Annotated in this window: 31 protein-coding genes and 1 tRNA gene; 16 read left to right on the top strand and 16 right to left on the bottom strand. The window is 41.1% G+C overall.

What is annotated here, in order from left to right:
* Positions 1-2: 2 nt before the first annotated feature.
* The 3 genes from F9L33_RS14715 to F9L33_RS14705 are packed head-to-tail and all read right to left on the bottom strand — an operon-like array spanning position 3 to position 3,255.
* Entirely contained in the window at positions 3-1,400 is a 1,398-nt protein-coding gene (locus F9L33_RS14715) for an MBOAT family protein (RefSeq protein ID WP_152143571.1), read from the bottom strand.
* 9 nt (positions 1,401-1,409) lie between these two features.
* Positions 1,410-2,003 (bottom strand): alginate O-acetyltransferase AlgF, encoded by a 594-nt coding sequence (locus F9L33_RS14710; protein WP_152143570.1) that lies wholly within the window; start codon positions 2,001-2,003, stop codon positions 1,410-1,412.
* Between the two features lie 10 nt (positions 2,004-2,013).
* A complete protein-coding gene (locus tag F9L33_RS14705) occupies positions 2,014-3,255 on the bottom strand; it encodes an alginate export family protein (protein ID WP_152143569.1) in 1,242 nt (413 codons plus the stop codon).
* Positions 3,256-4,021: 766 nt separating this feature from the next.
* On the opposite strand from F9L33_RS14705, the gene F9L33_RS14700 reads away from it, so the two are divergent.
* The 9 genes from F9L33_RS14700 (at position 4,022) to F9L33_RS14655 (ending at position 11,767) form a co-directional block, all read left to right on the top strand.
* Positions 4,022-5,251: an integrase family protein gene (locus tag F9L33_RS14700; RefSeq protein ID WP_152143568.1), complete on the top strand. Its 1,230-nt coding sequence runs from the start codon at positions 4,022-4,024 to the stop codon at positions 5,249-5,251.
* Positions 5,238-5,996 (top strand): hypothetical protein, encoded by a 759-nt coding sequence (locus F9L33_RS14695; protein ID WP_152143567.1) that lies wholly within the window; start codon positions 5,238-5,240, stop codon positions 5,994-5,996. Before F9L33_RS14700 ends, F9L33_RS14695 begins: the two co-directional genes overlap by 14 nt.
* 37 nt (positions 5,997-6,033) lie before the next feature.
* The gene (locus F9L33_RS14690; protein ID WP_152143566.1) at positions 6,034-6,246 is read left to right on the top strand and encodes a hypothetical protein; all 213 of its coding nucleotides are present in this window, start codon (positions 6,034-6,036) and stop codon (positions 6,244-6,246) included.
* A 237-nt stretch (positions 6,247-6,483) separates the two neighbouring features.
* Positions 6,484-6,798, top strand: a complete 315-nt coding sequence (locus F9L33_RS14685; protein ID WP_226804154.1) for a hypothetical protein — start codon at positions 6,484-6,486, stop codon at positions 6,796-6,798.
* A gap of 297 nt (positions 6,799-7,095) precedes the next feature.
* On the top strand, positions 7,096-7,950 hold the full coding sequence (locus tag F9L33_RS14680; RefSeq protein ID WP_152143565.1) for a hypothetical protein: 855 nt from the start codon (positions 7,096-7,098) through the stop codon (positions 7,948-7,950).
* Positions 7,947-8,615: a hypothetical protein gene (locus F9L33_RS14675; protein WP_152143564.1), complete on the top strand. Its 669-nt coding sequence runs from the start codon at positions 7,947-7,949 to the stop codon at positions 8,613-8,615. The genes F9L33_RS14680 and F9L33_RS14675 overlap by 4 nt, the downstream gene beginning before the upstream one ends.
* Positions 8,616-8,864: 249 nt before the next feature.
* Positions 8,865-9,263 carry a hypothetical protein gene (locus tag F9L33_RS14665; RefSeq protein WP_152143562.1) on the top strand — a complete coding sequence of 133 codons (399 nt, stop codon included), beginning with the start codon at positions 8,865-8,867 and terminating at the stop codon, positions 9,261-9,263.
* Between the two features lie 237 nt (positions 9,264-9,500).
* Complete coding sequence (locus F9L33_RS14660; protein WP_152143561.1) at positions 9,501-11,231, top strand: hypothetical protein; 1,731 nt, start codon at positions 9,501-9,503, stop codon at positions 11,229-11,231.
* 188 nt (positions 11,232-11,419) lie between these two features.
* Positions 11,420-11,767, top strand: coding sequence for a hypothetical protein (locus tag F9L33_RS14655; protein ID WP_152143560.1), 348 nt, complete (start codon positions 11,420-11,422; stop codon positions 11,765-11,767).
* Positions 11,768-11,837: 70 nt separating this feature from the next.
* On the opposite strand, the gene F9L33_RS14650 is transcribed toward F9L33_RS14655, so the two are convergent.
* Positions 11,838-12,095, bottom strand: coding sequence for a helix-turn-helix transcriptional regulator (locus F9L33_RS14650; protein WP_152143559.1), 258 nt, complete (start codon positions 12,093-12,095; stop codon positions 11,838-11,840).
* A 122-nt stretch (positions 12,096-12,217) separates the two neighbouring features.
* On the opposite strand from F9L33_RS14650, the gene F9L33_RS14645 reads away from it, so the two are divergent.
* The 4 genes from F9L33_RS14645 (at position 12,218) to F9L33_RS14630 (ending at position 14,794) form a co-directional block, all read left to right on the top strand.
* Positions 12,218-12,691 carry a hypothetical protein gene (locus F9L33_RS14645; RefSeq protein WP_152143558.1) on the top strand — a complete coding sequence of 158 codons (474 nt, stop codon included), beginning with the start codon at positions 12,218-12,220 and terminating at the stop codon, positions 12,689-12,691.
* Between the two features lie 47 nt (positions 12,692-12,738).
* Positions 12,739-13,224, top strand: a complete 486-nt coding sequence (locus F9L33_RS14640; RefSeq protein WP_152143557.1) for a hypothetical protein — start codon at positions 12,739-12,741, stop codon at positions 13,222-13,224.
* A gap of 113 nt (positions 13,225-13,337) precedes the next feature.
* Positions 13,338-13,499 (top strand): hypothetical protein, encoded by a 162-nt coding sequence (locus F9L33_RS15850; RefSeq protein ID WP_193222067.1) that lies wholly within the window; start codon positions 13,338-13,340, stop codon positions 13,497-13,499.
* A gap of 740 nt (positions 13,500-14,239) precedes the next feature.
* Entirely contained in the window at positions 14,240-14,794 is a 555-nt protein-coding gene (locus F9L33_RS14630; protein ID WP_152143555.1) for a hypothetical protein, read from the top strand.
* Positions 14,795-14,840: 46 nt separating this feature from the next.
* Here F9L33_RS14630 and F9L33_RS14625 read toward each other — a convergent pair whose 3' ends face one another.
* The 5 genes from F9L33_RS14625 to F9L33_RS14605 form a co-directional block, all read right to left on the bottom strand.
* A complete protein-coding gene (locus F9L33_RS14625; RefSeq protein WP_226804152.1) occupies positions 14,841-15,260 on the bottom strand; it encodes a thermonuclease family protein in 420 nt (139 codons plus the stop codon).
* Positions 15,261-15,286: 26 nt separating this feature from the next.
* Positions 15,287-15,724, bottom strand: coding sequence for a hypothetical protein (locus F9L33_RS14620; RefSeq protein WP_152143554.1), 438 nt, complete (start codon positions 15,722-15,724; stop codon positions 15,287-15,289).
* A gap of 68 nt (positions 15,725-15,792) precedes the next feature.
* The gene (locus F9L33_RS14615; RefSeq protein WP_152143553.1) at positions 15,793-16,425 is read right to left on the bottom strand and encodes a hypothetical protein; all 633 of its coding nucleotides are present in this window, start codon (positions 16,423-16,425) and stop codon (positions 15,793-15,795) included.
* Positions 16,426-16,487: 62 nt separating this feature from the next.
* The gene (locus F9L33_RS14610; protein ID WP_152143552.1) at positions 16,488-17,402 is read right to left on the bottom strand and encodes a hypothetical protein; all 915 of its coding nucleotides are present in this window, start codon (positions 17,400-17,402) and stop codon (positions 16,488-16,490) included.
* Between the two features lie 323 nt (positions 17,403-17,725).
* Positions 17,726-18,199, bottom strand: coding sequence for a hypothetical protein (locus F9L33_RS14605; protein WP_152143551.1), 474 nt, complete (start codon positions 18,197-18,199; stop codon positions 17,726-17,728).
* Between the two features lie 133 nt (positions 18,200-18,332).
* Here F9L33_RS14605 and F9L33_RS14600 point away from each other — a divergent pair, with 133 nt between their 5' ends.
* The 3 genes from F9L33_RS14600 to F9L33_RS14595 all read left to right on the top strand — a co-directional run bounded on the left by F9L33_RS14600 (position 18,333) and on the right by F9L33_RS14595 (position 20,907).
* Complete coding sequence (locus tag F9L33_RS14600) at positions 18,333-19,064, top strand: DUF3800 domain-containing protein (RefSeq protein ID WP_152143550.1); 732 nt, start codon at positions 18,333-18,335, stop codon at positions 19,062-19,064.
* 732 nt (positions 19,065-19,796) lie between these two features.
* On the top strand, positions 19,797-19,931 hold the full coding sequence (locus tag F9L33_RS16015) for a hypothetical protein (RefSeq protein ID WP_255478445.1): 135 nt from the start codon (positions 19,797-19,799) through the stop codon (positions 19,929-19,931).
* Positions 19,932-19,944: 13 nt separating this feature from the next.
* A complete protein-coding gene (locus tag F9L33_RS14595; protein ID WP_152143549.1) occupies positions 19,945-20,907 on the top strand; it encodes a hypothetical protein in 963 nt (320 codons plus the stop codon).
* 20 nt (positions 20,908-20,927) lie between these two features.
* Here the strand turns inward: F9L33_RS14595 and F9L33_RS14590 are convergent, their stop codons facing one another.
* The 7 genes from F9L33_RS14590 to F9L33_RS14560 form a co-directional block, all read right to left on the bottom strand.
* On the bottom strand, positions 20,928-21,134 hold the full coding sequence (locus F9L33_RS14590) for a hypothetical protein (RefSeq protein WP_152143548.1): 207 nt from the start codon (positions 21,132-21,134) through the stop codon (positions 20,928-20,930).
* Between the two features lie 9 nt (positions 21,135-21,143).
* Positions 21,144-21,932 (bottom strand): pentapeptide repeat-containing protein, encoded by a 789-nt coding sequence (locus F9L33_RS14585; protein ID WP_226804150.1) that lies wholly within the window; start codon positions 21,930-21,932, stop codon positions 21,144-21,146.
* Between the two features lie 165 nt (positions 21,933-22,097).
* Positions 22,098-22,454, bottom strand: a complete 357-nt coding sequence (locus F9L33_RS14580; RefSeq protein ID WP_152143547.1) for a nucleotide-binding protein — start codon at positions 22,452-22,454, stop codon at positions 22,098-22,100.
* A 40-nt stretch (positions 22,455-22,494) separates the two neighbouring features.
* The gene (locus tag F9L33_RS14575) at positions 22,495-22,950 is read right to left on the bottom strand and encodes a hypothetical protein (RefSeq protein ID WP_152143546.1); all 456 of its coding nucleotides are present in this window, start codon (positions 22,948-22,950) and stop codon (positions 22,495-22,497) included.
* 280 nt (positions 22,951-23,230) lie between these two features.
* Positions 23,231-23,746, bottom strand: a complete 516-nt coding sequence (locus F9L33_RS14570; protein WP_152143545.1) for a hypothetical protein — start codon at positions 23,744-23,746, stop codon at positions 23,231-23,233.
* 166 nt (positions 23,747-23,912) lie between these two features.
* A tRNA-Trp gene (locus F9L33_RS14565) sits at positions 23,913-23,988 on the bottom strand.
* A 123-nt stretch (positions 23,989-24,111) separates the two neighbouring features.
* A partial coding sequence (locus tag F9L33_RS14560; protein WP_152142957.1) for a hypothetical protein occupies positions 24,112-24,232 on the bottom strand: 121 nt, incomplete at its 5' end.

Genomic DNA, 24,232 nt, shown 5'->3' with positions numbered 1-24,232 from the left:
CCCTAAAACTGGAAATACAAAAAAGGTGAATAAGATTGTGCAAACATCGAAGACGTTGCGATTGCAAATAGTGCGGCGGTTGATCCCAGTCGCAAGGATTGCGGTGTATTATGCATAATACTTTTAATTGCAGGACCCCAAACACTTATCATGCCACCAATTAACAACATACAAATCTCTGTTGGTTGAATTTGCCAAACTTGATCAAGAGAAACAGCCCACCCGTTCAACCCAATCATTCCACTGTACATTGTTAAGGCATCCTCGATTGTCGCTGCGCGAAATACGACCCAACCAAGGATCACAATCAAAGCCGTCATTGGCCAAGCTAAAAAACGCGGCCACATAGGCGCGCCTGTTTTCACACCAAGCATACGTTCGATAGCAAGCCATAATCCATGCCATGCACCCCAGACAAGGAATGTCCAATTTGCGCCATGCCAAAACCCACCCAAGACCATCGTCAACATGAGATTGATATACGTACGCACTTTTCCTTTACGGTTTCCACCCAAAGGCACATATAAATAGTCCCGCAACCAATGTGACAGGCTGATGTGCCACCGGCGCCAAAACTCTGTAATAGACAGGCTCACATAAGGGGCATTAAAGTTTTCAATGAATTTGAAACCAATCATCAGTCCCAAACCAATTGCCATTGCAGAATATCCTGCAAAATCGAACAACAGTTGAATAGAGTATGCGACAGCACCCAACCACGCTTCTGCTCCAGTTGGCGCAGATAAATTGAACATGCGATCGGCTAATGGCGCGACATTATCCGCTATCAAACATTTCATTGCCAAGCCTTGGGTAAATCGCACAATACCTTGCGTAAATTTTTCCACTGTGTGGGTGCGGGTTTCAAACTGATCTGCTAGATCTTTATACCGCAAAACTGGACCCGCAATTAGCTGTGGGAACAATGAGCCAAAGGCTAAAAAATCAACTAAGCGGCGTGCGGGTGGTGCATCCTCTCTAGAAACATCAATGATGTAACTAATCGATTGGAATGTATGAAAGCTGATCCCAATTGGTAATATAATTGCGGGAATGCTCATCGAACCGCCACCAAGCGCCAGAGACAAGTCACTAAGTCCAGACATAAAAAACATTGTATATTTGAAATATCCAAGGACGATTAAATCAAAAGTCACACCAATGCGAACAGCCCATTTTTTCTTCACCTCAGTCTTCGCATTATATGCAATTTGGGCAGCAAAATAACTTAGCAATGATATGCCAAAGATTAACACTAAGTAATCAACACGCCACCAGCCATAGAATGCATAACTACCTAACAGAATAGCCCATGATTTCCCTTGTTTCGGAGTGCAATAATAAACAATTAAAAATAGCGGTAGAAACCCAAAGATAAAAATCGAACTGGAAAAAATCATATCGACCTCCTATTCAGCGTTCGCGCCAAAACGATCTTCGATCATACGAACACCGCTGGCATCAGCGAAAAAGGTTACATTTTGCCCACGGCGCAATGCGACATCAAACTTAGCCATGAGACTTTTGTCTTTTGCGTTAAACACACCTAATTCAATTGCAATTGGATTCACCGCACGCTGGCCTGAAGATGATGTAGCTATATTGGAAATCACATTCATAGACCCATCAGCCACCCCAAGAGTTAAAGGTTGGTCAGAACCGTTCAAAAGCGTCAAAGTGACCTTTGCAGGATCACCCGGCGCCTCTTCTTGAATAACAACAACAGAACTATCTGCCTTCTTTAAAAGGCTATAGAATGAACCCATAGGAACGTTATCTAGTCGGCTCGACGATACTGGTACATATGCACCCGCTTCATCTGCCCTCATCCTAAAAGCCTTGCCTGCAAACTGGACAGCTTCATCTGCATCAAACCCAATGAAGCGCACAAAACTTGCATCACTCGGAGGAGCCGCTGCATATAATGCTTCATCATTAGCCAATGCTTTAAACGGTGTTACCAAAGTCAAAACGCAACAAATAGTGATCATAATATTTTTCATACCTAAACTCCTAGAAATAGCGGGTAGCGCGCAAATAAATGCGCTTTGATGACGATTTGTTTTGATATGCTGAACCAGCTTGAAACACGCCAATACCGAACTCAACTTTCGCCTTTTTTGTTGGGCGCCATGCACCAATAAGACTGACTTCTGCGCCTAAGAATGCAGAGCGACCTGTAGTAACTCCCGAAATGCGTGCCGCAGGAGTTGTCGCCTGCTTACTGACTTGCGCATAAGCATAAGTATTCAAATCAATTGAAAAGGTTTTACTAGGCCGCACAGCAAATCCAACCGAAGCCACAGCCATGTTCGTCAAATCAGGTTGATACACAAAACCGTAACGGTGGCATAAAGTTTGCCCACCATCTTTTGTTTTATTGCTTTCTAAACCCGTTTGACGAAATCCTTTAGAACCAACCGCTAACCCATATGTGATTTGTGGGTTTAACTTATGTTGGCCAATCCTTTGTGTCGCACGGAAATCAAATCCAAAACCGTTTCGCGCAGCTGATTGTGCATTGCTAAAGGTACCCGCAATATTTGCAGTATACTTAAAACGTTTATTTCTCTGATTATTAACATAGCCAATAATGTGCCCATTGGTTTCTAACTCTACACGTTGTGCAATCGCATATATTCCTGCTGCTTGCTTATTTTGAAACCTCGTATAATGAGCCAACACATATGAACTATTGTTTCCATCATCATCTTTGAAAATTGCAAACTCAAACCCAGAGTTTTGTAAGCGTCGCCCGTAATGAATACCATCAACAGCTTTATCCGCGACCCATTTATTCTTATCCGAAAGCCTTATGCGCCCAAAAGACAATGTAGTATTTCTTGCAAACTGATAGGCTAAGAAGGCTTCCTTGGCACGGATATCTGACTTCACACCATATGACTTTATATGCGTGTCTTTACCTTTCAAACCAAACTCTAAATGCGTAAATGCGATGAGCTTTTCAGATAATTCAGCACGGCCGACTATCTCCATAACAGCCTTATATTGGCTCACTTCATCATTCACCAAATCATCTAGTTTCAGATTACGTTCGCGTAAATATGAAACCCCAACGCTTCCTGAGAATGACAGGTAATCATTTACTACGATCCTTGTTTTTTTACGCGTTATAAGGTCAAAAACCAAAGGTGATTTGATTGGTTTACGTGATCCAGCATATGCAAAGTCACCAGTCAAAATACCAAATAGAATAGCTCCAGATACTACCTTAATACTTATATTACACATCATTAAACCAATCCTCTCACCGATATGGGTTAAAGGATAAGTACCGTTTGTAAGATTTAAGCTCGATGTAGCATTAGATGATACGCAGTTGCATTCGTCTATCGTCTATATTCAAAAGTATATCAGATATGAAAACCGCCTAAAGAGGTTTTATGTAAAGCAACTTAGACGTGAAACATCTACGAGCACATAACCAGTTATTATGTAAAGAAGCTTATTCGCAGTAAGTATTATGTCTGACATAGTTGTAGTTCGACCAAAGTAATTTGCGAAACTTTAACAATGTCCGCTTTGGAGAAACTTTAAGGTTTGAAATCATAAATATCGAAAAGCGGTTAAGGGCTGAATGCAGACACATATCCAATAAACCAGAATGCCATATAAGGTTTTTTTACTGACATCTGAAATTTTGTTCAAATGACCAATTTGGGACGATTTTGAGAGCCAAAGGCAAACCTATGTGTCTATAAAGGCAAAGGTCTGCATCAAAAAGGCAAAATCTTGTGGCATTTTACAGAAACCACTTTGGCAGGGGCTGAGGGACTCGAACCCACGACCCTCGGTTTTGGAGACAGAAAGCCTGTACATTTTAGGGTTTGTACATGGTTGTCCATATACGTCCATAGCTAGCTAAGAAACCATGCAACATATAATAAAATAAAGATAATATAGAGTTGTACCCCAAGCACAAAGTGTGCATAGTTGTCCATAAGCATCCACCACAAGCCAGAATATTTTGTCCCCCAAATGTCCCCCAGAGGCTTACGACATGAAAATCGAGATAACAGAACTATTCATAAAATCGCTCAAGGCACCTGAAAGCGGTCGTACTGAATATTCGGACACCAGACGCTTAGGTCTTAGATTGCGCCATTACTCTCCATCGACAACACACCCAAAAGGCAAAGCCGTATGGATGTATGAAAAGCGTGTGAAGGGCGGCAAGAAACGAAAGCACACATTTGGCAGCTGGCCTATGGTTTCATTGTCAGAAGCCCGCGCCACAGCTTTAGATATAGAGGCCGAGGCAGCAAAAGGTATTGACCGCGTTGAAATTGCTGAGAGGGAGCGATTAGAGTTGGAAGCCGCCCGTGCTGGCTTAACTACAGTACAAGAAGTAATTGATTTATACTATGAGCTACACCTATCGACCTTACGTACTGGTAAAGATGTAAAGCGGGCGATTGAGAAGGCATTATTCAAAAGGCTCAGTATATCAATAAAGGAATTAGAGAGCGCCCACTTACAAGAGGCCATAGATGCAAAGGTTAAAGAGGGTTACAGGGTTTATGCAAATCGTGTCCGCTCAATGCTCTTGGCTTTCACGCATTGGGCTTGGCGTCGAAAGTACCTAAAGGAACGTGTGGGGGTTGAGATACCGAAGGCCGTTAAAGAGGTGCCAAGGGATCGTGTGATTACAATTTCTGAAATTCGACACATATGGGAAACCACTTATCAGATGGGTAAGCTTTGGGGGCCACTCTTGCGCCTAATAATTCTTACAGGCCAAAGACGCGGTGAGATTGCAAAGCTTCAAGGTTCCGAAATTGATGTGTCAAAAACACAGATTATGAAACGGGGTTCAGATACGAAAAACGCCATGCCACACGTTACCCACCTTTCCCCCGCTGCTATGGCTGAGATAGGCACGTTTGACCCACTTCCAGAGGGTTACTTGTTCACAACCACAGGGACTACTCCCGTATCAGGCTTTTCGAAAATGAAGGTACGCCTTGATAATCTTCTAGGCGATGATTTTGAACCCTGGACGCTTCACGATGTAAGGACAGCAATGTCCACAGCGTTAAACGAAAGCGGAGTGCCTGAAAACATTGTCGACCGTATCCAGAACCACCAAGCAACAGGATCAGCCCCCAGTGCAGTGTCACGAGTTTACAACCAAGCCCAACAGCTACCAGAGAGAGCACGGGCTTTAGATAAGTGGGCTGAAATCGTGACTGGGGAAGTTGCTAAGGTGGTACAAATTGGAAATTTTTGATGACACTGCTAACGACACATATTTATCAAATGAAGCATTTGAACATTTTTATGAAATTTGGCTTGGGTTTATATCTATCAAAAAAGATAAGAGTCTAAAATTATCTAAAGAAGAAGCTCGAGAGTTAATCGAAGCATATCCTCCAATAAAAGCTATGGCTTATAGAAATTCAAGTATCGATCCCGAGCAACTCTACATCAAATTTCTACTATTTAGCGAATATGAAAAGTGGAGTGTATGGGATGATACTGAAAACGATACAGTCTTTAACGCGGAAGCATTTAGTACTTTTATGTGGAAGGCAAAGCAAAACTATTATTTCCATCAAGCATTTAAAGCTTGGGCTGCAATGCTCATAAAAAATAATGCTATGTTTTTACACAAAGACGTTGTTGAATGGACTAAGCCTAGCACTATGAAATTTGCCTCTGAGGTATTGGAAGGCAAAAATTATAGCCCATCAAAAAATAAAAAAAAGCCATTTTCAAAAGTAGCTTTGAGGAACACACAAATATACTCAGCTCTTAAAATTCTAGTAGATTTGGAATGTCAGCCTACCTCAAATCGCTTAAGGAGCTCCAGCAATTTTAGCGCATCTGAAGTTATCGCTGGCTTTCTTGCCGATCATGGGGTGTTTTTGACTTTAGAAGTAATCGAAGGAATTTGGGAAAAATACAAGGATGGCGATATGTCCGAAAAAGACCTTCTATTCTTTTCGGACGAATTAACTGAATTTGGAATTTAAATCTACCTGTATCCACCAGCATACAGGAGTCAAAACAATGAAACCAACACTAGATTTTATACCCCGACTTTTTACTATAGAGGGCGCGGTTAAATACACTGGTGATAGCCGAGCTAAGCTTTATCAAGAGGCTAAATCAGGCAATATACAACTAATCAAAATGGATGGTTCAACACGTATCGAGCGTCAAGAGCTTGACCGTTACATCGATGCTAAAGCCAAGCCGCTCGAAAACACAATAGCTGCATAAAGAACCACCCACAAACCAAATGGATTGCGGGCGGGGAAATTCTTTAATCGTTTAGCGGCGATAACAGAACTATAACGTTTCGCATCCTGAAAAACAACAGGATTAAGAACACATGAGGAATATTAAGCAGAGAAGAACCACCATAAAAGATGATTACATTAAGCGTCGTCACTTCTATTGGTCACGTAAAACACATTCGATACAGCCTTTTCACGCACTTCAAAATGAGGTGACGGCATGAGTAGAGTAGTAGTAAAAAAATCGCCAAAAAAGCAGGTTCGTAAGGGTAAATTTCTCATTCAGAATGAACGCCAAGACCCTTTCGAAATAAATGTCACTGGTCGTGTCATGTGGGCTCTTGAAAACCTAATGGATGGGCCTTGCACACCAATAAATAGACCCGCCCCACGTTGGTCGGATTATATCTTTCGCCTACGTGGTGAAGGCGTCCAGATACATACGGAACATGAAGAGCATCGTGGTGAGTTCCCTGGCACACATGGCAAGTACCACCTGCTAAGCAAGGTCACTCCAATTAAGGAGGCCGCATAATGCTAGATGCATCAACTAACCAGTTAGGGGGTGTAATACCCCCCTCTCACCGTGAGTGTGACGATAACTATCAAAGCGTCATTTATCATAAGGGTAATCTTAGGGTTATTGCTTGCAAGGATAGCCTTCAATGGATCATTCAAAGAGCCGAAAAAAGGCACGGCCAATGCGAATGGGCCGCCGTTAGTTACCATACCACTAAAAAGAGCTTAATCCGTGTCTGGCATACTAAATCTGGAGACTATCACGGTGCTGTGGAACTAGGAAAACTTCCTAAGATAATTGGGAGTATCTCACATGGCGCGTAAAGACTTTGCAATGATAAGCACCTCTCTACCCTATTCGCGTAAGTATCGCGCTGGGTCCGTGTTAGCTAAACTTGTCTATAACCATCTGCATATTTCAAACTCAATGAACTATCTGGGTATATTTCAATACCAAGACATTGTTTTAGCGCATGAGATTGATATTAATCCCGACGAACTGGACGCGGCCTTAAATGAGCTTGCCGAAAACGGTTTAATTGAAATGCACAAAGACCAAGAAATTATTAGAATTATTGGGTGGTTTCACAAAGCCAACGGTGCAACGAACGCCAGCCATGCCAACAAACTCATTACAGACTTCTGCGAATTAGATATTCCTGGCTGTGAAGCTTACTTCAAAGCACTGGCAGAATTTGCTGTAGCCACTTTAAAGCGCAGTCTGAAATGGAAGAAAGACGCAGAAAACCTACGCCAAGAGTTAAAACCCCTCTTGCTTACGTTAATCAGGGATCATGGCGAAGCTTTTGCAATTCCAATGCTGGATGAAATCAAACAGGTTGGCGAAACACTTCAATATGAAATCCACTCACTAATTCCAAACTTACTTAAGTTTGAAAAGGACACCCTGTCGACACCCTGTACCACAGGTGGGGGGGACACAAGACGTAGACGAGACGAGACGAGACTAAGACAAAACTTAAACGAAAAAGATACTAAAACTAAAACATCGTCTGTTTTGGAAAATGATGGTTTTAAACCACTAACCGAGCACCAAGTTCCAAACGTAGAAGAGTTTAGAATAAGTGAGAGTAAATCCAAACGTCCTTCTCAACTTGCAAGCGAAGCAGCCAAGAAATCACTCTTAGCAATGGGAGCAAGTAGATGAACGCATTAACTACCAAAGAAACAGCATTAGGCACCAAAAAAGAAACCATAACGACTGATGTCACAGGTTATGAAATGGCTGAAGGTGAAGATGGTATAGTAACAATTCAAGCAACATGTGAAAATCCAGAGGCTGGAGAAAAAGCGAGAAAATCTGCGATTGATATAAAAATTGTAAAAATGCTTAATCGCCAATTATCTCCCGATGCAATGGTCAGACTTGATCCAAAAACATCAGTTGCAGAAGTCGCCTTGGCTTTTGGCGAGGATTTATCTGTTGGTAATTTTGATTTTCGCACCACCATTCCTGGAATGGTTATCAATGCTGACAAAGACAGTGCTAATGGAAATCTGGCAACCATTCTAGCGATGGAGCCAACAGACGCTTTTGAAACAATGCTGTGTTCGCAAATGACGGTTACTCATTCATCAGCCATGCAGATGTTGGGAAAGATGGGACGTGCCAAGACAATCGAAACAATGAAACTATATGAGGTCGCAGCCAATAAATTGATGCGCACTTTTGCGGCTCAAATGGAGGCCCTTCGAAAGCGCCGTTCCAAAGGAACCCAGACGGTTCGTCACGTCCACGTAAATGACGGCGGACAAGCGATTGTCGCAGATACAGTTAATCACGGGATGGGGGGAAAACATGACGAAAGATAACGTATACCCCATGCACAACTCACCGAGATGTACCGCTCATTCAAAACGAACTGGGAAACCTTGTAAATCTCCTGCCGTAAGGGGTTGGTCAGTATGCCGAATGCATGGAGCTCGTGGTGGGTCAAAGTCAGGTATTAATGCCAACGCCTATAAGCACGGTGGACGCACTCAAGAGGCGGAACAATTGCGTAAACTAGCTAATGAAATGGGCCGCTCACTATCAGCCTTAATAAATGATGGGAGCATCTGATGATACAATCAAGTGAAAGACAATTGGCAGAAGCTCAATTACTGTGGGGTTCATCTACTCCTATTTCAGGGACGAAAGCAGAAACCTATATTAGGAATTTATATGTAAAGGTTCCAATACCAGCCACACTTAGGTTTGTGAGTAATATTTACCATTCACCTTCTGACACATGGTCTGACGCAATGGTTGGAAGTATTCATAATTCTAAAGCGGTTCACTGTACTTATTTCACGGAGCAAGGTGAAATTGCGGATGATAAACCAAAGGCAATTATTGGTGAATGCCTAGGCGGATACGTAAAGCTTACAAACGGCACAGGCGCACTCGTTATATCCGTAAGCATAGATGCAGGTTTAGTCGCATTTGAATGGCTCTCAGAGCATGATCCCGAAGTATAGGCATGTTTAACAAATGAAAGCCTAGCAGAACTAGAGCTACCGCCCGAACCAAGGCGATTAATCATAATCAGCGATGGTGGACATATCAACGACCAAGCCGCTCTTGAGAAAGCACGAGTGGCGAATTCTCTAGGTTGGGAAGTCTTAACTTTACCTGCCGTCGATTTATCAGAAGTCCAATAATGAGGAAGGCAATGAAACACATCACAAAAGCAAGCAACATATATGGAGAAAACCATGGCGATACCTGAAATTAAAGTTAAAGCTACGGCTAATACTGCATCAGCAACAGCTAATATAAAAACATTAGGCCGTGCTGTTGATGGGGTTGCCTCAAAAACCACAAATGCAGCCGCAAAATCAAATGTTCTTAAGGGTAATTTTGCGCAATTATCTAATGTGTCAGGGCAAACAAAAGCCAGAATACAACAAGTATCATTTCAATTGCAGGATATTGCTGTTCAGCTCCAAGGCGGAACAAGAGCAAGTGTAGCGCTTGCACAACAATTACCGCAATTGGCTGGCGCGTTTGGTGCGGTAGGTGCTGCTGTTGGTGTGTTGGCTGCAGTAGGCATCCCCGCAATAGCTTTTGCTATGTCTTCGCTTAAAGAAAACGTATCAAATGTCGAGGATGCTATAAAGCAACTTGACCAAGTTATGATGGATTTGAAATCTACCAATGACATTCTTGATATTAGCCTTACAGATTTAACAGCAAAGTATGGTGAAAACTCACTTGCTGTTGTTACTTTAGCGCAAAATATGGCGGAGCTTAGGCTGGCTAAAACATCAGAGGCGCTGCAAGGCTTAACTGCAGTTCTAGGTGATACATTCTCTGGGTTTACTGCAGTTACAACAGGCGCACAGCATATGTTATCAGGCGGTGCGGAACTTCGAGATAGCTTAGCAAAAATTAGCAGAGAATTTGGAGTAACAAATCAAGAAGCTGCTAGATTAAATGAGGCTTTCCTAAAATTTGAAGCTGCCCAGACGTTTGAAAGCCAACAGGAAGCACTTAGTAATATAAAATCTTTGTTTTCAGAGATGAATGTTGAAGCCTCTGATTTGCCCCCACAGTTGCGTGAAGCATTAATTGAAATGGGCAACATGGAGCAAGCAACTTACGACGCCGAAGCAGCAGCTAATGCTGTTAAAAGGGCAATGGAGAAAGTCACACAGGAAACTGGCAACGCAGCTACGAACGCAGAGCTTCTTATGAAGTCACTAAATGCATCAAAGAGCGAAATACAACCCTTTGAAGCACCAGACCCTCAAAGATACAGTACTATCCCAACTAAAACTAAAGCAGGCGGCAGGTCAGGTCGATCAACAACAAACAGAAACACTGAGCTGGATAGTTTAGTGGAGAGTTTAAAGACGCAACGTGAAGTCCTAGAGGAATGGCGCATAGAAGGGCTTGAATTGTTAGAAGCAGCTAATGAAGCTGAGCTTGCAGTATTGGGCGGACATAATGAGGCTAAGTTACGCCTAGAGGAAGAGTATCAAGAACGTCTTGGTCAGATTAGGGACGCAACAAACCGTTTTGGTGTTCAAAGTGTATTAAAGGGCGGATCGGATATCTTAAATGCACTTGGGTCAACTAATAAAAAAGCAGTTAAGTTGGCACAAGCCGCCGCAGCAGCCCACGCACTCATAAGCACATATAGAGGTGCGGCTAGGGAGCTGGAGAAAGGGACGCTTGGATTTGCTAAAGCAGCAGCAGTTGTTGCAAAGGGTGCTGGTTTTGTTGCTGCCATTCGTTCCATAAATAGTTCATCTTCTAGTTCTGTATCGGGAGGTACGGTTGCTGGTTCAGTTGCATCAACTACCTCACAGCAAAGTCAATCGCGTACAGTTTTCTTGGATGTTGGTGATAGCGTGCTTGCAAACAGCCTATTGGGTCAGCTTATCCCTGTAATCAATGAAGAGATTGAAAACGGTGGTCAGATTAATTTGGTGCAAGCTTAGAGCATATTCCACTATAAGGGCGGTTGTTTCTCTCGATAAATAATCAAAGTTATTCAATAGGTGGAGCACTCGCTTTTATTACTGAACATAGCCAAGCCTTCCCTTTAGGGCATGACAAAAATCGTTCTTCGGGTTGTTTTGTCTCAAAAGAGGGTTAGTTTATCAGCATATTATTTAAAAGCATTCTTATGAAATACTTAATCTTAGTTATCACTCTAATCCTCGCACCCGACGAAGCTTTTTCTCAATCAAAAACTAAAACTAACTTAGAGCAATGCAAAGATAACACAGACAATGTTCTCTACATGGCTAAGTTGAGGGATCGTGGATATGACACTGATGGCGCTGTTACACAGCTTAAACTAAAGTTAAGCAGTGAGGCTAAAACAGAATTTGGTAAAATCTTGATACTTAAGGGTAGTGATAAATTATACGTAAATTACGTGGCTATGGTATTCGATATCGGCAAAAACTTATCACCCGAAGAACTTGAGCAAATTATGCTTGATACTTGTAAGGAAAATCATAGCGACTAAGCGTATAGCCTTGATAATAAAACGCTAACCCCATCTACAGTGCCGTAGTGTGGGGTTGTTTATTTAAGGCTTATTCGCTTTCAATAACGCTTTCATCTTTCGTTTTCATCGACACACCTGCACCAACAGACACGGCACCGTCATTTAAAAAAATGACGCCCCGTCCTTCAAGAACGCTTTGAATCCTATCGCTCGTTGCGGATTGTAGGCCACCCTTGCCCTTTTCAAAGCGGGATATTGTGGCAGGTGACACCTCTGCCAATGATGCAAGCTCTCTCGTGCCCATTTCAATAGCGGCCCTAGCCATTCGCAATTGCATTGATTTCACTATAATTATTCCCTTGTTACAATTATTTGTGCAAATGTTACAACTATACATTGACAATAAGCACACCGTTATATATTCTTATAACAACGTTACAAAAAAAGCAATAAGAGAAAGTGGAAGTGATGCATATCGAACTAGTAAATATTCAAGACGCTACCCCAATTTATAACCGTAAAGCGATTATGATCCGCGCCTGGGAAATCATGCAAAACCGCCCATACAACAAAACAAACATGCGATACGCAATGTATCAAGCATGGGATGAGGCAAAGAAGCAGGCTAAAACTGCCTTAGACGCATTTAAAGCTATGTCAGAGCGTCGTAGCGACGCAATCCGAACTCAGATAGCCCTTTTGCAAAACAAGCCATTTTCCATGGACATTTCTAAACGCGAAGCTGAGCTAAAGGCAGAACTAGCAAAAATTGAAGCACCAACAGGCCCGAACCCAACTACACCCGCTCCAGCAGCCGCACTAGCGGTGCCAAAGACAAAGCGTGACCTTATCAACGCTACGGGTGGTGAACTTGTTGTCGTGGACTTTACCAAAAAGGATGAGCGTCCGCGCACAACTCACGTTTTCAAGCTGGCGGCCTAAAAACAGCCCGCCTTAATCACATATCCAATCACAAATCGGAGAACAAAATGTCTATTAATCAAATTTGTACAAACAATACGGATTCACCCTTTGAAAAGCCTAGACCTGTAGCTGACTGGGAAAACGAAGAAGTAAATGGTTGCGCGAAAGTGTACCAAGCAGGCTGGGAAGATTATAAGAGCAAAGTTGAGAAGTTAAGAGCCAAGCAGAAATTATATAAAGAATCCCTGCCAACCAATTACGAAGACGCTGCTAATCAAATTAAAAAAATGCTCGATGATGACTACAGTTCCACAGCAACAGCAGTTTATGGTCTTGGTACAAATGTAGACCTTCTTTTTGCTTATTCCGTTGCAATCAGTGAAATGGCTCAACATTCACATTCAATTGATGATTATTATGAGCGCAAAGCAATTAAAATTTTAAGTTATGAATCTATAAATATTCTCGGAAATCTATCTGACAGGGTTAGTGACATTAGCAGTATTTTACATAACCCCGCAGAGCATAAACATAAAAAGTCAGAGGCCTAATTATGGAGCGTAGAACCTTTATAACCGCCGCCGCCGTTACTCCGCTAGCAGGGGTAGCAAATGCAGATACCCAAACCGTTCACGAAAAACTAATCTACCATAAGCAGGAGTTTATGAAACTATTAAAGGAAACGGCACCTGATGGCATGTATGTATTAGACAGTGTACATTTCGTTGGTGATGAGGTTATCGCAAACGCCTTCACTCCAAACTGGGTTACGGGGCAACCACATGCAAAATATGACATGAGTAAACAATGTTGGGAATTGGAGTGATTTGAGGCCACAACGTTTTGAAAGAAACACATCAACAGCCTAAATAAACAACAAGATATTTTAACGGGGGCATTTCAAAGGGAGTAATTCCAATGAACTGCTATATTCGAAATAGGAATTGGTCAGATAAGTTTTTACCAGAGGTTCAACACATCGTAGGGCGTCATTTGCTAGACACAGCTCCCGACTTAAATGATATGCGTGAAGCCACTGACTTGATGATGTTGAATGCCAGAGACAAGCGTATAGCCGTCAGGATACGTAGACACGGCGTCGCCCACATGTTTCCGTATCAGTTCACCATTCGAGCTAAGGTGGCGTCAGGAGCTAAGACAGAGCTTGCCAAGATAGTCGAAGGGCATGGCGACTGGATGTTCTATGGGCATTCTAACGAGACTGGAGACGGCTTAACACTTTGGTGGCTGTTGGACTTAAATGTGTTTCGATCCGCGCTCATACGGCGTCATAATCACCCTATAGTATGTGGAGACAAGACCACTGGTGATGGTACTTGTTTTAAGTGGTTCGATATACGGTCGTTTCCACATGATTTAGTTGTGGCAAACAGTAAGCAGCGCAGTAGTGAAAATTTCTCGCAACTCAGCCTCAGAGAAGCAAGCTTCGCGTTTAGTTCGAGAATATTGTAGTTTCGGTGGGAAGTGATAGCTTACTCGATCAGTATAATGCCTATTCTTCGAATATGGTAAATCTTAACGAGACTGGATAAAGGGGAAATGTAAATGAACAATGAAGAAAAACTAGAAGCTTACAAACAGCAGCTTATGCATACAGATCCTATTTTTTATGCTTACTATACCCATAAAGAAAATGTGATTTATGCAGTGGTTAGTTTTATTGCAGCATTTTCTGTGTTTATTTTCTCTAAAGCTCCAGAACTTACTGTATTCTCAAAGCCAATAGATATTCTATTTCTGTGCATTGTGGCGGCAATTTATATTGTATCTCTGCGCTTCCTTTACCTTCAAATAAGAATCAGAGACGGTATTTCTGTACAATGTATGGCAATCAACCACGATTTATGGTTACTTTCTTGTGGTGAATTGAGGCATCAAGATATTGGCTTGGATGAAAAGACTCTCGCCATGCTGAATGCTCAATATGGAATGACGCAAAGCAATCCTAGGTTACGGTTTTTTACAAAAACATATGCTGAAACAATTATGAAGTCTCATAGTAAATTTGTGTTTAAGGGAATGACAGACGCAATCATGGCTATGTCAATTTTGATTTCGATATTAACCCTCGCTTTCTTTGCCAGTAAATTTTTACTGTAATTGACCCTAGATAAATCGCTTCAACAAAGAAGTGTTTTATTAGTTGTCATCTACAGTACTTTTTCATAGGGACAGAACGAGACCGTGCGGTCTCGTATTTACGATACTTTCCACCAGAATATCTAGGGCAATCCCTAGCCCATCCTGCACCTATCACTCTTACGCTAATATTTTCACCTTTAGCACCATAGCAAGTACCAACCCAGCGGTCATAGGTTTTTGCACCTGTTAAGATACATTTAACTTTTCTGCCGAGATAATTGTTTTGCACCCACTCTTTGCCAGCATAATAATTTACTTGGCCTTTATCTGGTGCATCAACGCCATTAAAGCGAATTGGAATGCCGTTCACTTCGATAGTATCCGCATCTCTTACGTGTGTAACTTTTCCTGTGATTTCGTTAGCCTCAGCAATTGTTACTATACCTACGAATATTATTGCGGCGATAATCAAAGTCAGATGCATGATTTATTCATCCAATCCAGCGTTAACTAAGTTTCATCCTCTACTTGATATAAGACAACATAACTATCATCGCGTACGGTAGCTTTCTTTAATAAAACGATACTAGCTTTACCTCGTGGTGTTTCAAAACTACCAGATTGAACAAAATCAATTGGAAACTGGGTGTTATTACTAGCAGAGACATACCTGACATCAAGGGAAGCCCCTTGTGGTCTATTCTCTCTTGGTGATTGCTCAATATCAACTGAAAGAAACCCTCCTGCCTTCAGGCGATATTTCTCACTTGAAAAAACTCTATATGGGATGTCTGGCTCCAACTGCGCACCAGTAGTTACCTTATTTGCTACCCCAAATTTATCATATGCTGCTCTACCAAATAAAGGGTCAAGCATTGTAAGTATTATACCACCAACAACAGTCGCTATAACTCCGCCAATGATACCTGACATAAAACTTCTATTCAAAATACACTCCCGATTTCTTTATCAATTTCCAACTCAACACCATACATACGACCTAGAATAAGACATTATCATTTAACCGCATTTGGGAAGGCGGGAGATAAAACGTTTGCCAACTTTTTAGTTTTATTCCCGTGAGGGTCTGTCAAGCGAAGCAATAGGTAATCTTCAACCATTTCGGCCTGTTGTTCAAATCGATATTCTCCATATTTTTGACCAGGTATAATATCGTAATAATATGGATCTTTGTATTTGATGTGCTCACTCACAACTTTGAATAAGTTATAGCCCGTTTCCTGTCTATTCTGCCATTGCCAAACATGTGTAACCTCATGACCAACAAGCGCACGATCCGTTTCAAAAGGACTATCGCCAAAATCATCTAAATATATATCTGATCGGAAATATACTTTGTTGCCCACCACAACGGCAGCAGTTGTTAATAATGAGCTTTTTACATCCTTGAGGTCTATATTATTCTCTTGAATTGATTTCAACATTTCGGGGTTGCTACGTATATCTTTTAATACATTTCGAACCCCCCACCGCAATCCACGTGCAAAAATTATGCTTTCTGTATCAACAGTTTCACCATGAAACGCATCAATATAAGCAACTTCTTTTTTTGTCATAGAGCGCTCAGTACAACCAACAAGACAAAAGACAACTAATAGGCTTGTAAAAAAGTGTTTAGATGTAGTCATGACAGTAATTCTCCCCATAAATATAAATAATAATTTTAATAGTTCCTATCTTGGATAGATGTTTAACTTCCCCCAAACCGTAAAGGCCACCACCACGGTTTTGAAATTGTTCGATTAGGCGTTTCATCTAGTAAAAGGAAACCCCCACCTCGCCCCTTCACAAACCAAGCTCCCCCAAATGAAGCCAACGCGAGCCATTCAAAGTAAAATGTAAGATTGAAATGGTCCCAGCTGCGGGATGAGAATAGTTTATCATTATCTTCACAAATGAGGTGACTTTTTCCAATACCTATATTTGGGTCGAAAATATCACAATCAGGAAAACCGAAGAATTTGTTCGTAGCAAGCAGTATTAGCGTGGCAAGCATTATGCTGCCTGTGATCCTGTATATGATATTTCGAATGTCTTTATTTCGGTTAGCACTTTTAATCTGATACTTGTTGGACTTATCAATTGCGGTAAAGACAAAAACACTAAAAATAGTAAGCATTAGAAACAGAACTCCAGCGGCAACACCATGAATTGTCGAATAATACTCTCCAGGAACAAAGGCATCCTTAAGTGCATTATCCGTATCGCTAAAAAGGAACACTCGTGAAGCTGCATAGGTAGTTTCACAACCCGTACCTGTGGTTGGTACAATTGCGACAATAATAGCGCTGATGCCCGCGATTAATGCGAGTAGCCGTTCGGCTTTGCTTTGACCCTTGTAGAACAATAATGAAACACCAACAAATGCGGTTAAGGCAACAAAAATGTCACCCCAGAATGGAGTGTAATAAGTGTGGCTGATTGTATCTCTAAAGCATTCGGAAGTTCGGTTGGAATAATAAAGAAGAGCAGGCATAGTAAATGCAATGATGCCTATCCAGAGTGCATGAAATTCTCTCTGGCGCTTAAATTGAAGTGGTGTTTCAAGTGCCCAACCCTCTTGGGGTTCAAAATATTTCTGTATTTTTTTAAATGCATTTCCCATTTACTATACCACCTAAAACATTACTTTTCGAGGTCTTCGCTTCTTAATAAATTTCACTACAATAATATAAAATTCATGTGCTCAGGTTACATTATATACCGATTCCATCTAAGCAGTATATTTCACATAATATTAACCGCTTAGGTTGATACGTGTAAATCAAACCCCCGACCAATCCCATATCATACGACCCACACGTTGAAGCTCTTGCTGGCGTAACCCAAGGTCAGATTGCCAAACTCTGCTGTAAACTTGGTCATTGGTGTTTCTCAAACGCGGGCGCATAGCTCTTCTCGAGTTAAGTATTGTGCGGGCATAGGTAATTAAGGCGTGCATAGTTGAACTAAAATTGGCCACGCCACTCCAAGCAAAGCACAAACAAAAGATATTCTGAATAAATCATTATTGTGTTTCATCTTCCTATAATTTTCCACAATATGCTTATCGTTAAAGCCGCTGAGTTGCTTTATTTCTTCAAGAAAGTCGCTCTGAGAAGCATCAATATATACATCGCCTGCTTTAGCTCCTGCCATATAAAAATCGATGGGTCTTGCTGCTAAACCGGAAAATATTGCAGCTATTATCAATATGGCAGCGCCCCACAACATACCGTCAGTATTTGGGGAACTTGTTGAAAGACCTGCGAGAATAGCAGATGCAGCAACTAATAATCCAGCAAAAGCCATAGCTCTAGAATCTGCAGCCAAAGCAGAACTTGTTTGAGCCTTTAAGCGTTCTTCGCTAAGTCTATATGCTTCAAGTAAAATTCTTGTATTATCATCAATAGAATCATTCATATAATCACTTTAAGGTAAAATTTATGGCACGCGAACCCGATCCAACACCAAAAGATATAAGAGATGCACCTAGCCCATGGCCGTCACCCCCGCCACCACCAAAGCCAAAGTGATACAATATTGATGATTTATTGTGACTGATTTTTCAGACTATGTTGTTTATGTTGATGAGAGTGGGGACCACTCTCTAAAAACTATCGATATGGACTTTCCAGTTTTTTCGTTGTCGTTTTGTATCGTAGCAAAAAACGAATACACAACTGAAGTAGTGCCTGCTGTACAAAACCTAAAGTTTAAATATTGGGGTCACGATTCCGTAATCTTGCACGAACATGAAATTCGTAAAACAAAGGGAGATTTTGCTTTTTTAAGAGGAGATAAGACCTTACGAGAAAGTTTTTACGAAGACCTACATACTGTAATGAAGGACGCGCCTTTTACGGTAATTGCTTCAACTGTCGATAAGATAAAACACAAAGAGAAATATCCAGACCCATGGAATCCTTATGAAATCGCACTACACTTCTGCCTCGAAAGGCTTCTGCTTTTCCTATGTGAAAATGGTCAAAAGAATAAACTCATTCATGTAATTTTTGAATGTAGAGGTAAAGCCGAAGATGCTGAATTAGAACTTAAATTTAGACAAATTGTCAGTGGAAAAAATAGCTGGGGCTGGATTAAAAGAGACTTTTCAGCAGTACAGATGGAACCAGTGTTTGCTAAGAAGGCAATTAACTCAACAGGGCTTCAATTCGCAGACTTAACTGCTCGCCCTATTGCCTTAAATACTCTTCGTCCAAAACAACCTAACAGAGCGTTTGATACTATTCTCACAAAGATGGGTGTAATAAAGCAATTTCCATAACCTTAAAAAACAAAGGGGTCCCAGAAATCCAGAACCCAAATGCCGACCGAGATAAGCCCAATCCATAACCAATATATAATGTATTAGTTTACAGAATGCAAATTTCTGTTTTAGCTGAAATCTATACCTACTATCTCGACAAGCTTAAATTCACCATCACGTGGTAACCAACCTTTCTCGTTACGTTTTGGTATATGTAACCCATTGGCCTTTAAGTGCGCTTCAATCTTCTCTGCGTCAACTTTCGTAAACCCATCCCAATTGCTACGATAACAAAGCATACAAATACTTATTTCATACGCAGGTATTCTCCTACCATCGTATATGTTTGGACCTACTCGGTATCGCTTCTTGCAAAGAAAGCATTCGCTATAACAAAAGTGATTATCCATTTATTTTCTCCTCAATATGTATGAAGAAAGATTAAGAGAATAACATTATCTGTCCAATGCACCAAAGGTTCCACTAGGATAAGTACCTTAAGGTCAACTAAATTCACATTTGAAATCACCAGTAATAATAAAATGAAATCAATATGTTAAGTGAATATAATGGATTCGGACAAACTAATTTTATGTCAACAAAGAAGATTCATTGAAAAGTATGGTTCTGAGCTTTTACAAATAAGAAGATTATAACAACCGAGATATAAGTAACGCGAAGCGGGTTTCAAAATTTGAAGCCTTGTAGCCCGCCTCGCCTAATCCAAGACTCAAGGAAATGGAGTATCCAATGACTACACAGAATAATATAAACCATCAAATGAAAAATTCTAAAAAACGGGGTTGGCTTGCCACACTGGGCGGCTTTGCTAAGTGGGGTAAATGGAAGATTGGATTGTTGCTCTCAATCGAAAATTATAAGTGAGAGAAATATTCAGATGGATTATCATGATCCCAAGGTAGACCAGAAGATTGACCATTTGGTTATGTCTGAAGAACGTGTTGCATCTCTTCGCAAACTGGTAATAGGATTGATACCAAGCAAGCCTGGTGATGACCAAGTCCGCAAAGAGCTTCTCGACATGTCTATTAACTCTCTCGTGACTATATACATGAATTGGGTGGATCGTTTCATCCCACCGAGAAAGCGGCGAGTTATGGGCTGGGATGGCTTTGAGAAAAGAAATAATCCTAAACAATTTTCTTCTGAGTTAAACGAGTTAATAAAAATTATAAACGAGGGAGGTAACCTCAAACCGTACCTTTCAGAGAAAATACTCAAGGAGTGCTATTCGCCATTAGATACTAAGAAAAAGGGTATCAACTGGATGGGCAAAGACATGGCGCTTAACGCTTATGATGTTCATCATCTACACTTAGTGCCCATTAATAAAAACGGTAACCGAAAAGGCCAAAGTAAAGAACTTCTATTTGTTGGCGTAAGCCGTGATGAGGTTCTATTTATTATGTTAGGTGATCATAAAAGTTTCGATGACGGATCATTACGTGAAGCTGTTTCCGAATATCACGCTCAAAGCGGGAACGAACTGATAGGCGTCGCAGGCCTGGCTTCAAATCCAATTAATGAAGATAAGTCAAAACTGACACGACGCGGTATAAATACAATTGACGAAATAGATGGAAAATTTCTTATACCTGCAATGCTTTCAACAACAGGAACCGCAGTAGCCCATACTCGTCATGCGGATTTTTGTTGTAAGATAATTGAAGAATTTGAACCTCTACTTCATGAACGACCAAAAATTATAAAAAGACTCGGGATACAAGCAAACGAGTTGCCTAATGAACCTATTTGGGAATGGTCGTTTTGGTATGCCGACTTAATATTATCTGAAACTATAAGTGGAAAACGGTTCCTAATGGCCTCATGGAGACGATAAGCATTCCCACCCATTTTGCTCTAATCACCTTCAAGTTTTGCCATAATAGAAGCCAATGCCAGGAAGATGATACAAATCGCAATCATCAAAATAGCTGCGTCTAGGTTCCTGCTAGCTCCTGCATATTCACGTACAGCCTGTTCGCTACCAAACAGCTTGATACTAATGTTGAATGCGCCCGACAACAAACCCAGCCATCCCAGCGTTCTTAGGATTAAAACGAACATAAAATTTCCCTATTTGCTCTCTACAGTTTTCAACTCCAACACCCTACATATATTAGAACTTTGCAAACGATTATCTCCACTACTATCAAAAACACATGAGGTGATTTTTACATCAAGCCCAACAGGCGGCATGTCATGCCAAGCCCATGCGCCAGTAAAATCTGCATATTCTGTATTTCGAGCCCCTGTAAAATTTGCACCACTCAAATCTGCTCCGCGTAAATCAGCATTACGCAGATCCGCACCAGTAAATTGGGCCCCACTTAACTTAGCCCCACTCAACCTCACACCGCTCAAATTAGCACGCCTAAAGTCTACGTCGATTAACTTAGCAACGCCTAGGTTGGCCTGAATCCCATGAGTTGTTTCTGAAAAATCAATCCCTATAAGATTAGGTCTACCAACACATTCTGTAATTCCAAGTTCATTTTCCTCCATTACCCCAATTTTTGAACAAGATAGATCAATGCCAAATAGGGTTTCACCAGCAGAAACTAGAAATTGTAATGTTTTTATGCGAGCAGCAGGAGCCGTGCGAGGGTCAACAGCTGTATTGTACATAATAACCGCACGTTCCGAGCGGGCCTCACGTATTTCCCTAAGTGTAGCTAGATTGATTGCTTTGGATTCATACGCTTGCATAGCTGTGAAAAACAACCCTGCAATAGCAGAGAATATTACTAACATCTCGACAATAAAAAATAGAAAGCTATTTTTTATTTTCTCAAGCTTTGTTTGCTTTGGCGGCAAGTTTCGCCCCCTAACAATATGCTGACTACGGCGACGTTTAGCTCTCATCATATACCCCTAAGACAGATGTCCTGCCTCCCGTTGTTACAATACTTCCACTTTCAACCAGACGCGCAAGAAACATATATACCGCCGTTATGCTTACATCTGATGCGTAACAAACCCGCCAGCGCGAGGACACGCACACTACGGCCACCACATCGCCTGCCAGCTCTAACGCAGCTTAATCTGATTTGGTGACGTAAGGACAATCTGCGGCTTGCCTTTGTAGAATTCAATTGTCCCACTGATTGAAATTGTTTTACCTTCTAAGGAGTGGACTTTAGAGAACCGATCCTGATTGCTTCTAAAAATAACGCCATAAAAGACGTGGTTGGGATAACGCCCACCAAAGTTGATAAATGTTGTGCCACCGCCTGTTGTTTTAACCTGACTAACGACACCTTCGACAGTGATTGCACTTCCCGCATAATGAGACGCTTCTTGTGGGGTTATAGTTTCTGCTTGGACAGAAGTAGCGAGAAACAGGGCAATTCCTACGGCTGAAATTAACTTCATTATGTAATGCATGAATTTATCTTTCTATTAATTCGTTGTTTAAAAATCGTCATTAATTACGTTGTTTCTCGCCCATCGCATCAGTTAACTTTTTGATATAATCAAGAACCATTAGGTTTGCGTTTTTATGGCCAGTAAAAATTCCACCTTCAATAGCATGAACAAATAAGCCAGCTAAATCTTCATGTAATGTATATGAGGCTAATTCAATATCAACCTTGCCATAACAACCACCGTTATTAACCCTAGTCGAATGGACAACGATTGTGAAGAAATTGAGGGCCTCATCATCAATACTATAACCTAATTCTGTTAACTTATCCGCTGCGTAATTTTTTGCTTCGCCCAGGTTAGTCCAACATCCATTATCTGCGCCATCCCAAATCACAACTTTAAGGTTTGGGATTATCTCGGGGGATAAATCATCGTCATAAATTTGAGCGGATAGGGCACTCTTCGATATAGCCGTCAGCATAATCGTCACTAATAGTGTTTTCAGAATACGCATTTATGTCTCAATATGAATTTATAGTTAATGATATATTCACACATATTAGATGTTGTCCAGAAACGGCTTAATAACAAACAGTGTATTTTCATCATTATGGAAACGTTAGAAACTCACTCAAATAACCGCAGAGTAAGGTTCGCGCCTGTTATCAAATGTTATGGTTGCGGAAGCCAAAAGCCTGAAAAAAACGGAAATAGCTTAGAACTTAACATTGCGAATGGGTTTTCGGAGGCGGTCTATCGGGAAATAAAAAGACGCCATTCTAACTTCGTTCCACTTAATCCTTTGTCTCAAAACAATTGTCCAACCTTACTTTTAAGGCTTCTAAGCGGTCAATCAGCCGCCTTTCTTCATTAAGTACTCTATAATATTCAGGACTTTCTTTCCTTTCAATAACCTGCCCTTCATTGTCAAACGCTATAACACTTGATTTATGCGCGGCGAGCCTATCCCTTATGCCTTCACGTTCATTTTGTGTTTGTATTATACGCTTTTCAATTGTTGCGCATTTTGCGGCAAGTATCTTAGGATGATTATATGCCTCCACCAAATCATTATTTTCAACCTGTAGAGAGACGAGTGCGGCTTCAAGCTGTGAAACTTTTTCTCTATTTTTCTTAATTTCATCCTTTGATATTTCTAGCGATGTTCTTAACGCTCCATTTATGTACTCATCTGAAGCATAAATACCTACCCCTAGACCGATGGAAAAAACAATTAATCGTATAAAGTTTTCTTTTAGACTCCCGCTGCTTTTACTTGGAACAATGAGTTCCCATAATTTATCAAACATATAATTCCTCTTAAATATAATTATGAAACGTAAGTGCTCGCCTCAAGTGTATTGGTAAATTTAGAGGTTTTTATACAAAATGTCCCCTATATGTCCCCCAGATACAAACAGAGCCATCCATACAGGAGGGTAATTTTTCTAAATAACTGTTATATATGGATAACTTTGGCAGGGGCTGAGGGACTCGAACCCACGACCCTCGGTTTTGGAGACCGATGCTCTACCAACTGAGCTAAACCCCTATAACCAAAGTAAAGCTCAGATACGCAAGGATTCTTACTTTTGCAAGGGGCAACTGCATATGGCAAAGGAAAAAGGGCAGCCAAGATGGCTACCCTTAAAAATTCAGGCCTTTAAATCTAATATTAAAGGATTTTAGAAACGACGCCTGAGCCTACAGTGCGGCCACCTTCACGGATAGCGAAGCGCAAGCCTTCTTCCATCGCGATTGGGTAGATCAATTCTACTGCAAACTTCAAGTTGTCG

Origin of the sequence: Amylibacter sp. SFDW26, assembly GCF_009184395.1 — a bacterium.
Lineage (GTDB): Bacteria > Pseudomonadota > Alphaproteobacteria > Rhodobacterales > Rhodobacteraceae > Amylibacter.
Note: the sequence above shows the minus strand (reverse complement) of the source record. Positions and strands in the feature narration are given on the sequence as shown.

What these genes read in the sequence shown, in the direction of transcription:
- F9L33_RS14665 (WP_152143562.1), top strand. Translation starts at nt 8,865, where the DNA reads ATGATACAATCAAGTGAAAGACAATTGGCAGAAGCTCAATTACTGTGG.
- F9L33_RS14710 (WP_152143570.1), bottom strand. Translation starts at nt 2,003, where the DNA reads ATGAAAAATATTATGATCACTATTTGTTGCGTTTTGACTTTGGTAACA.
- F9L33_RS14590 (WP_152143548.1), bottom strand. Translation starts at nt 21,134, where the DNA reads ATGTTCGTTTTAATCCTAAGAACGCTGGGATGGCTGGGTTTGTTGTCG.
- F9L33_RS14685 (WP_226804154.1), top strand. Translation starts at nt 6,484, where the DNA reads ATGAGTAGAGTAGTAGTAAAAAAATCGCCAAAAAAGCAGGTTCGTAAG.
- F9L33_RS14715 (WP_152143571.1), bottom strand. Translation starts at nt 1,400, where the DNA reads ATGATTTTTTCCAGTTCGATTTTTATCTTTGGGTTTCTACCGCTATTT.
- F9L33_RS14570 (WP_152143545.1), bottom strand. Translation starts at nt 23,746, where the DNA reads ATGTTTGATAAATTATGGGAACTCATTGTTCCAAGTAAAAGCAGCGGG.
- F9L33_RS14610 (WP_152143552.1), bottom strand. Translation starts at nt 17,402, where the DNA reads ATGGGAAATGCATTTAAAAAAATACAGAAATATTTTGAACCCCAAGAG.
- F9L33_RS14680 (WP_152143565.1), top strand. Translation starts at nt 7,096, where the DNA reads ATGGCGCGTAAAGACTTTGCAATGATAAGCACCTCTCTACCCTATTCG.
- F9L33_RS14645 (WP_152143558.1), top strand. Translation starts at nt 12,218, where the DNA reads ATGCATATCGAACTAGTAAATATTCAAGACGCTACCCCAATTTATAAC.
- F9L33_RS14580 (WP_152143547.1), bottom strand. Translation starts at nt 22,454, where the DNA reads ATGCATTACATAATGAAGTTAATTTCAGCCGTAGGAATTGCCCTGTTT.
- F9L33_RS14630 (WP_152143555.1), top strand. Translation starts at nt 14,240, where the DNA reads ATGAACAATGAAGAAAAACTAGAAGCTTACAAACAGCAGCTTATGCAT.
- F9L33_RS14705 (WP_152143569.1), bottom strand. Translation starts at nt 3,255, where the DNA reads ATGATGTGTAATATAAGTATTAAGGTAGTATCTGGAGCTATTCTATTT.
- F9L33_RS14675 (WP_152143564.1), top strand. Translation starts at nt 7,947, where the DNA reads ATGAACGCATTAACTACCAAAGAAACAGCATTAGGCACCAAAAAAGAA.
- F9L33_RS14625 (WP_226804152.1), bottom strand. Translation starts at nt 15,260, where the DNA reads ATGCATCTGACTTTGATTATCGCCGCAATAATATTCGTAGGTATAGTA.
- F9L33_RS14615 (WP_152143553.1), bottom strand. Translation starts at nt 16,425, where the DNA reads ATGACTACATCTAAACACTTTTTTACAAGCCTATTAGTTGTCTTTTGT.
- F9L33_RS14575 (WP_152143546.1), bottom strand. Translation starts at nt 22,950, where the DNA reads ATGCGTATTCTGAAAACACTATTAGTGACGATTATGCTGACGGCTATA.
- F9L33_RS15850 (WP_193222067.1), top strand. Translation starts at nt 13,338, where the DNA reads ATGAAACTATTAAAGGAAACGGCACCTGATGGCATGTATGTATTAGAC.
- F9L33_RS14585 (WP_226804150.1), bottom strand. Translation starts at nt 21,932, where the DNA reads ATGAGAGCTAAACGTCGCCGTAGTCAGCATATTGTTAGGGGGCGAAAC.
- F9L33_RS14605 (WP_152143551.1), bottom strand. Translation starts at nt 18,199, where the DNA reads ATGAATGATTCTATTGATGATAATACAAGAATTTTACTTGAAGCATAT.
- F9L33_RS14700 (WP_152143568.1), top strand. Translation starts at nt 4,022, where the DNA reads ATGAAAATCGAGATAACAGAACTATTCATAAAATCGCTCAAGGCACCT.
- F9L33_RS14595 (WP_152143549.1), top strand. Translation starts at nt 19,945, where the DNA reads ATGGATTATCATGATCCCAAGGTAGACCAGAAGATTGACCATTTGGTT.
- F9L33_RS14690 (WP_152143566.1), top strand. Translation starts at nt 6,034, where the DNA reads ATGAAACCAACACTAGATTTTATACCCCGACTTTTTACTATAGAGGGC.
- F9L33_RS14655 (WP_152143560.1), top strand. Translation starts at nt 11,420, where the DNA reads ATGAAATACTTAATCTTAGTTATCACTCTAATCCTCGCACCCGACGAA.
- F9L33_RS16015 (WP_255478445.1), top strand. Translation starts at nt 19,797, where the DNA reads ATGACTACACAGAATAATATAAACCATCAAATGAAAAATTCTAAAAAA.
- F9L33_RS14640 (WP_152143557.1), top strand. Translation starts at nt 12,739, where the DNA reads ATGTCTATTAATCAAATTTGTACAAACAATACGGATTCACCCTTTGAA.
- F9L33_RS14660 (WP_152143561.1), top strand. Translation starts at nt 9,501, where the DNA reads ATGGCGATACCTGAAATTAAAGTTAAAGCTACGGCTAATACTGCATCA.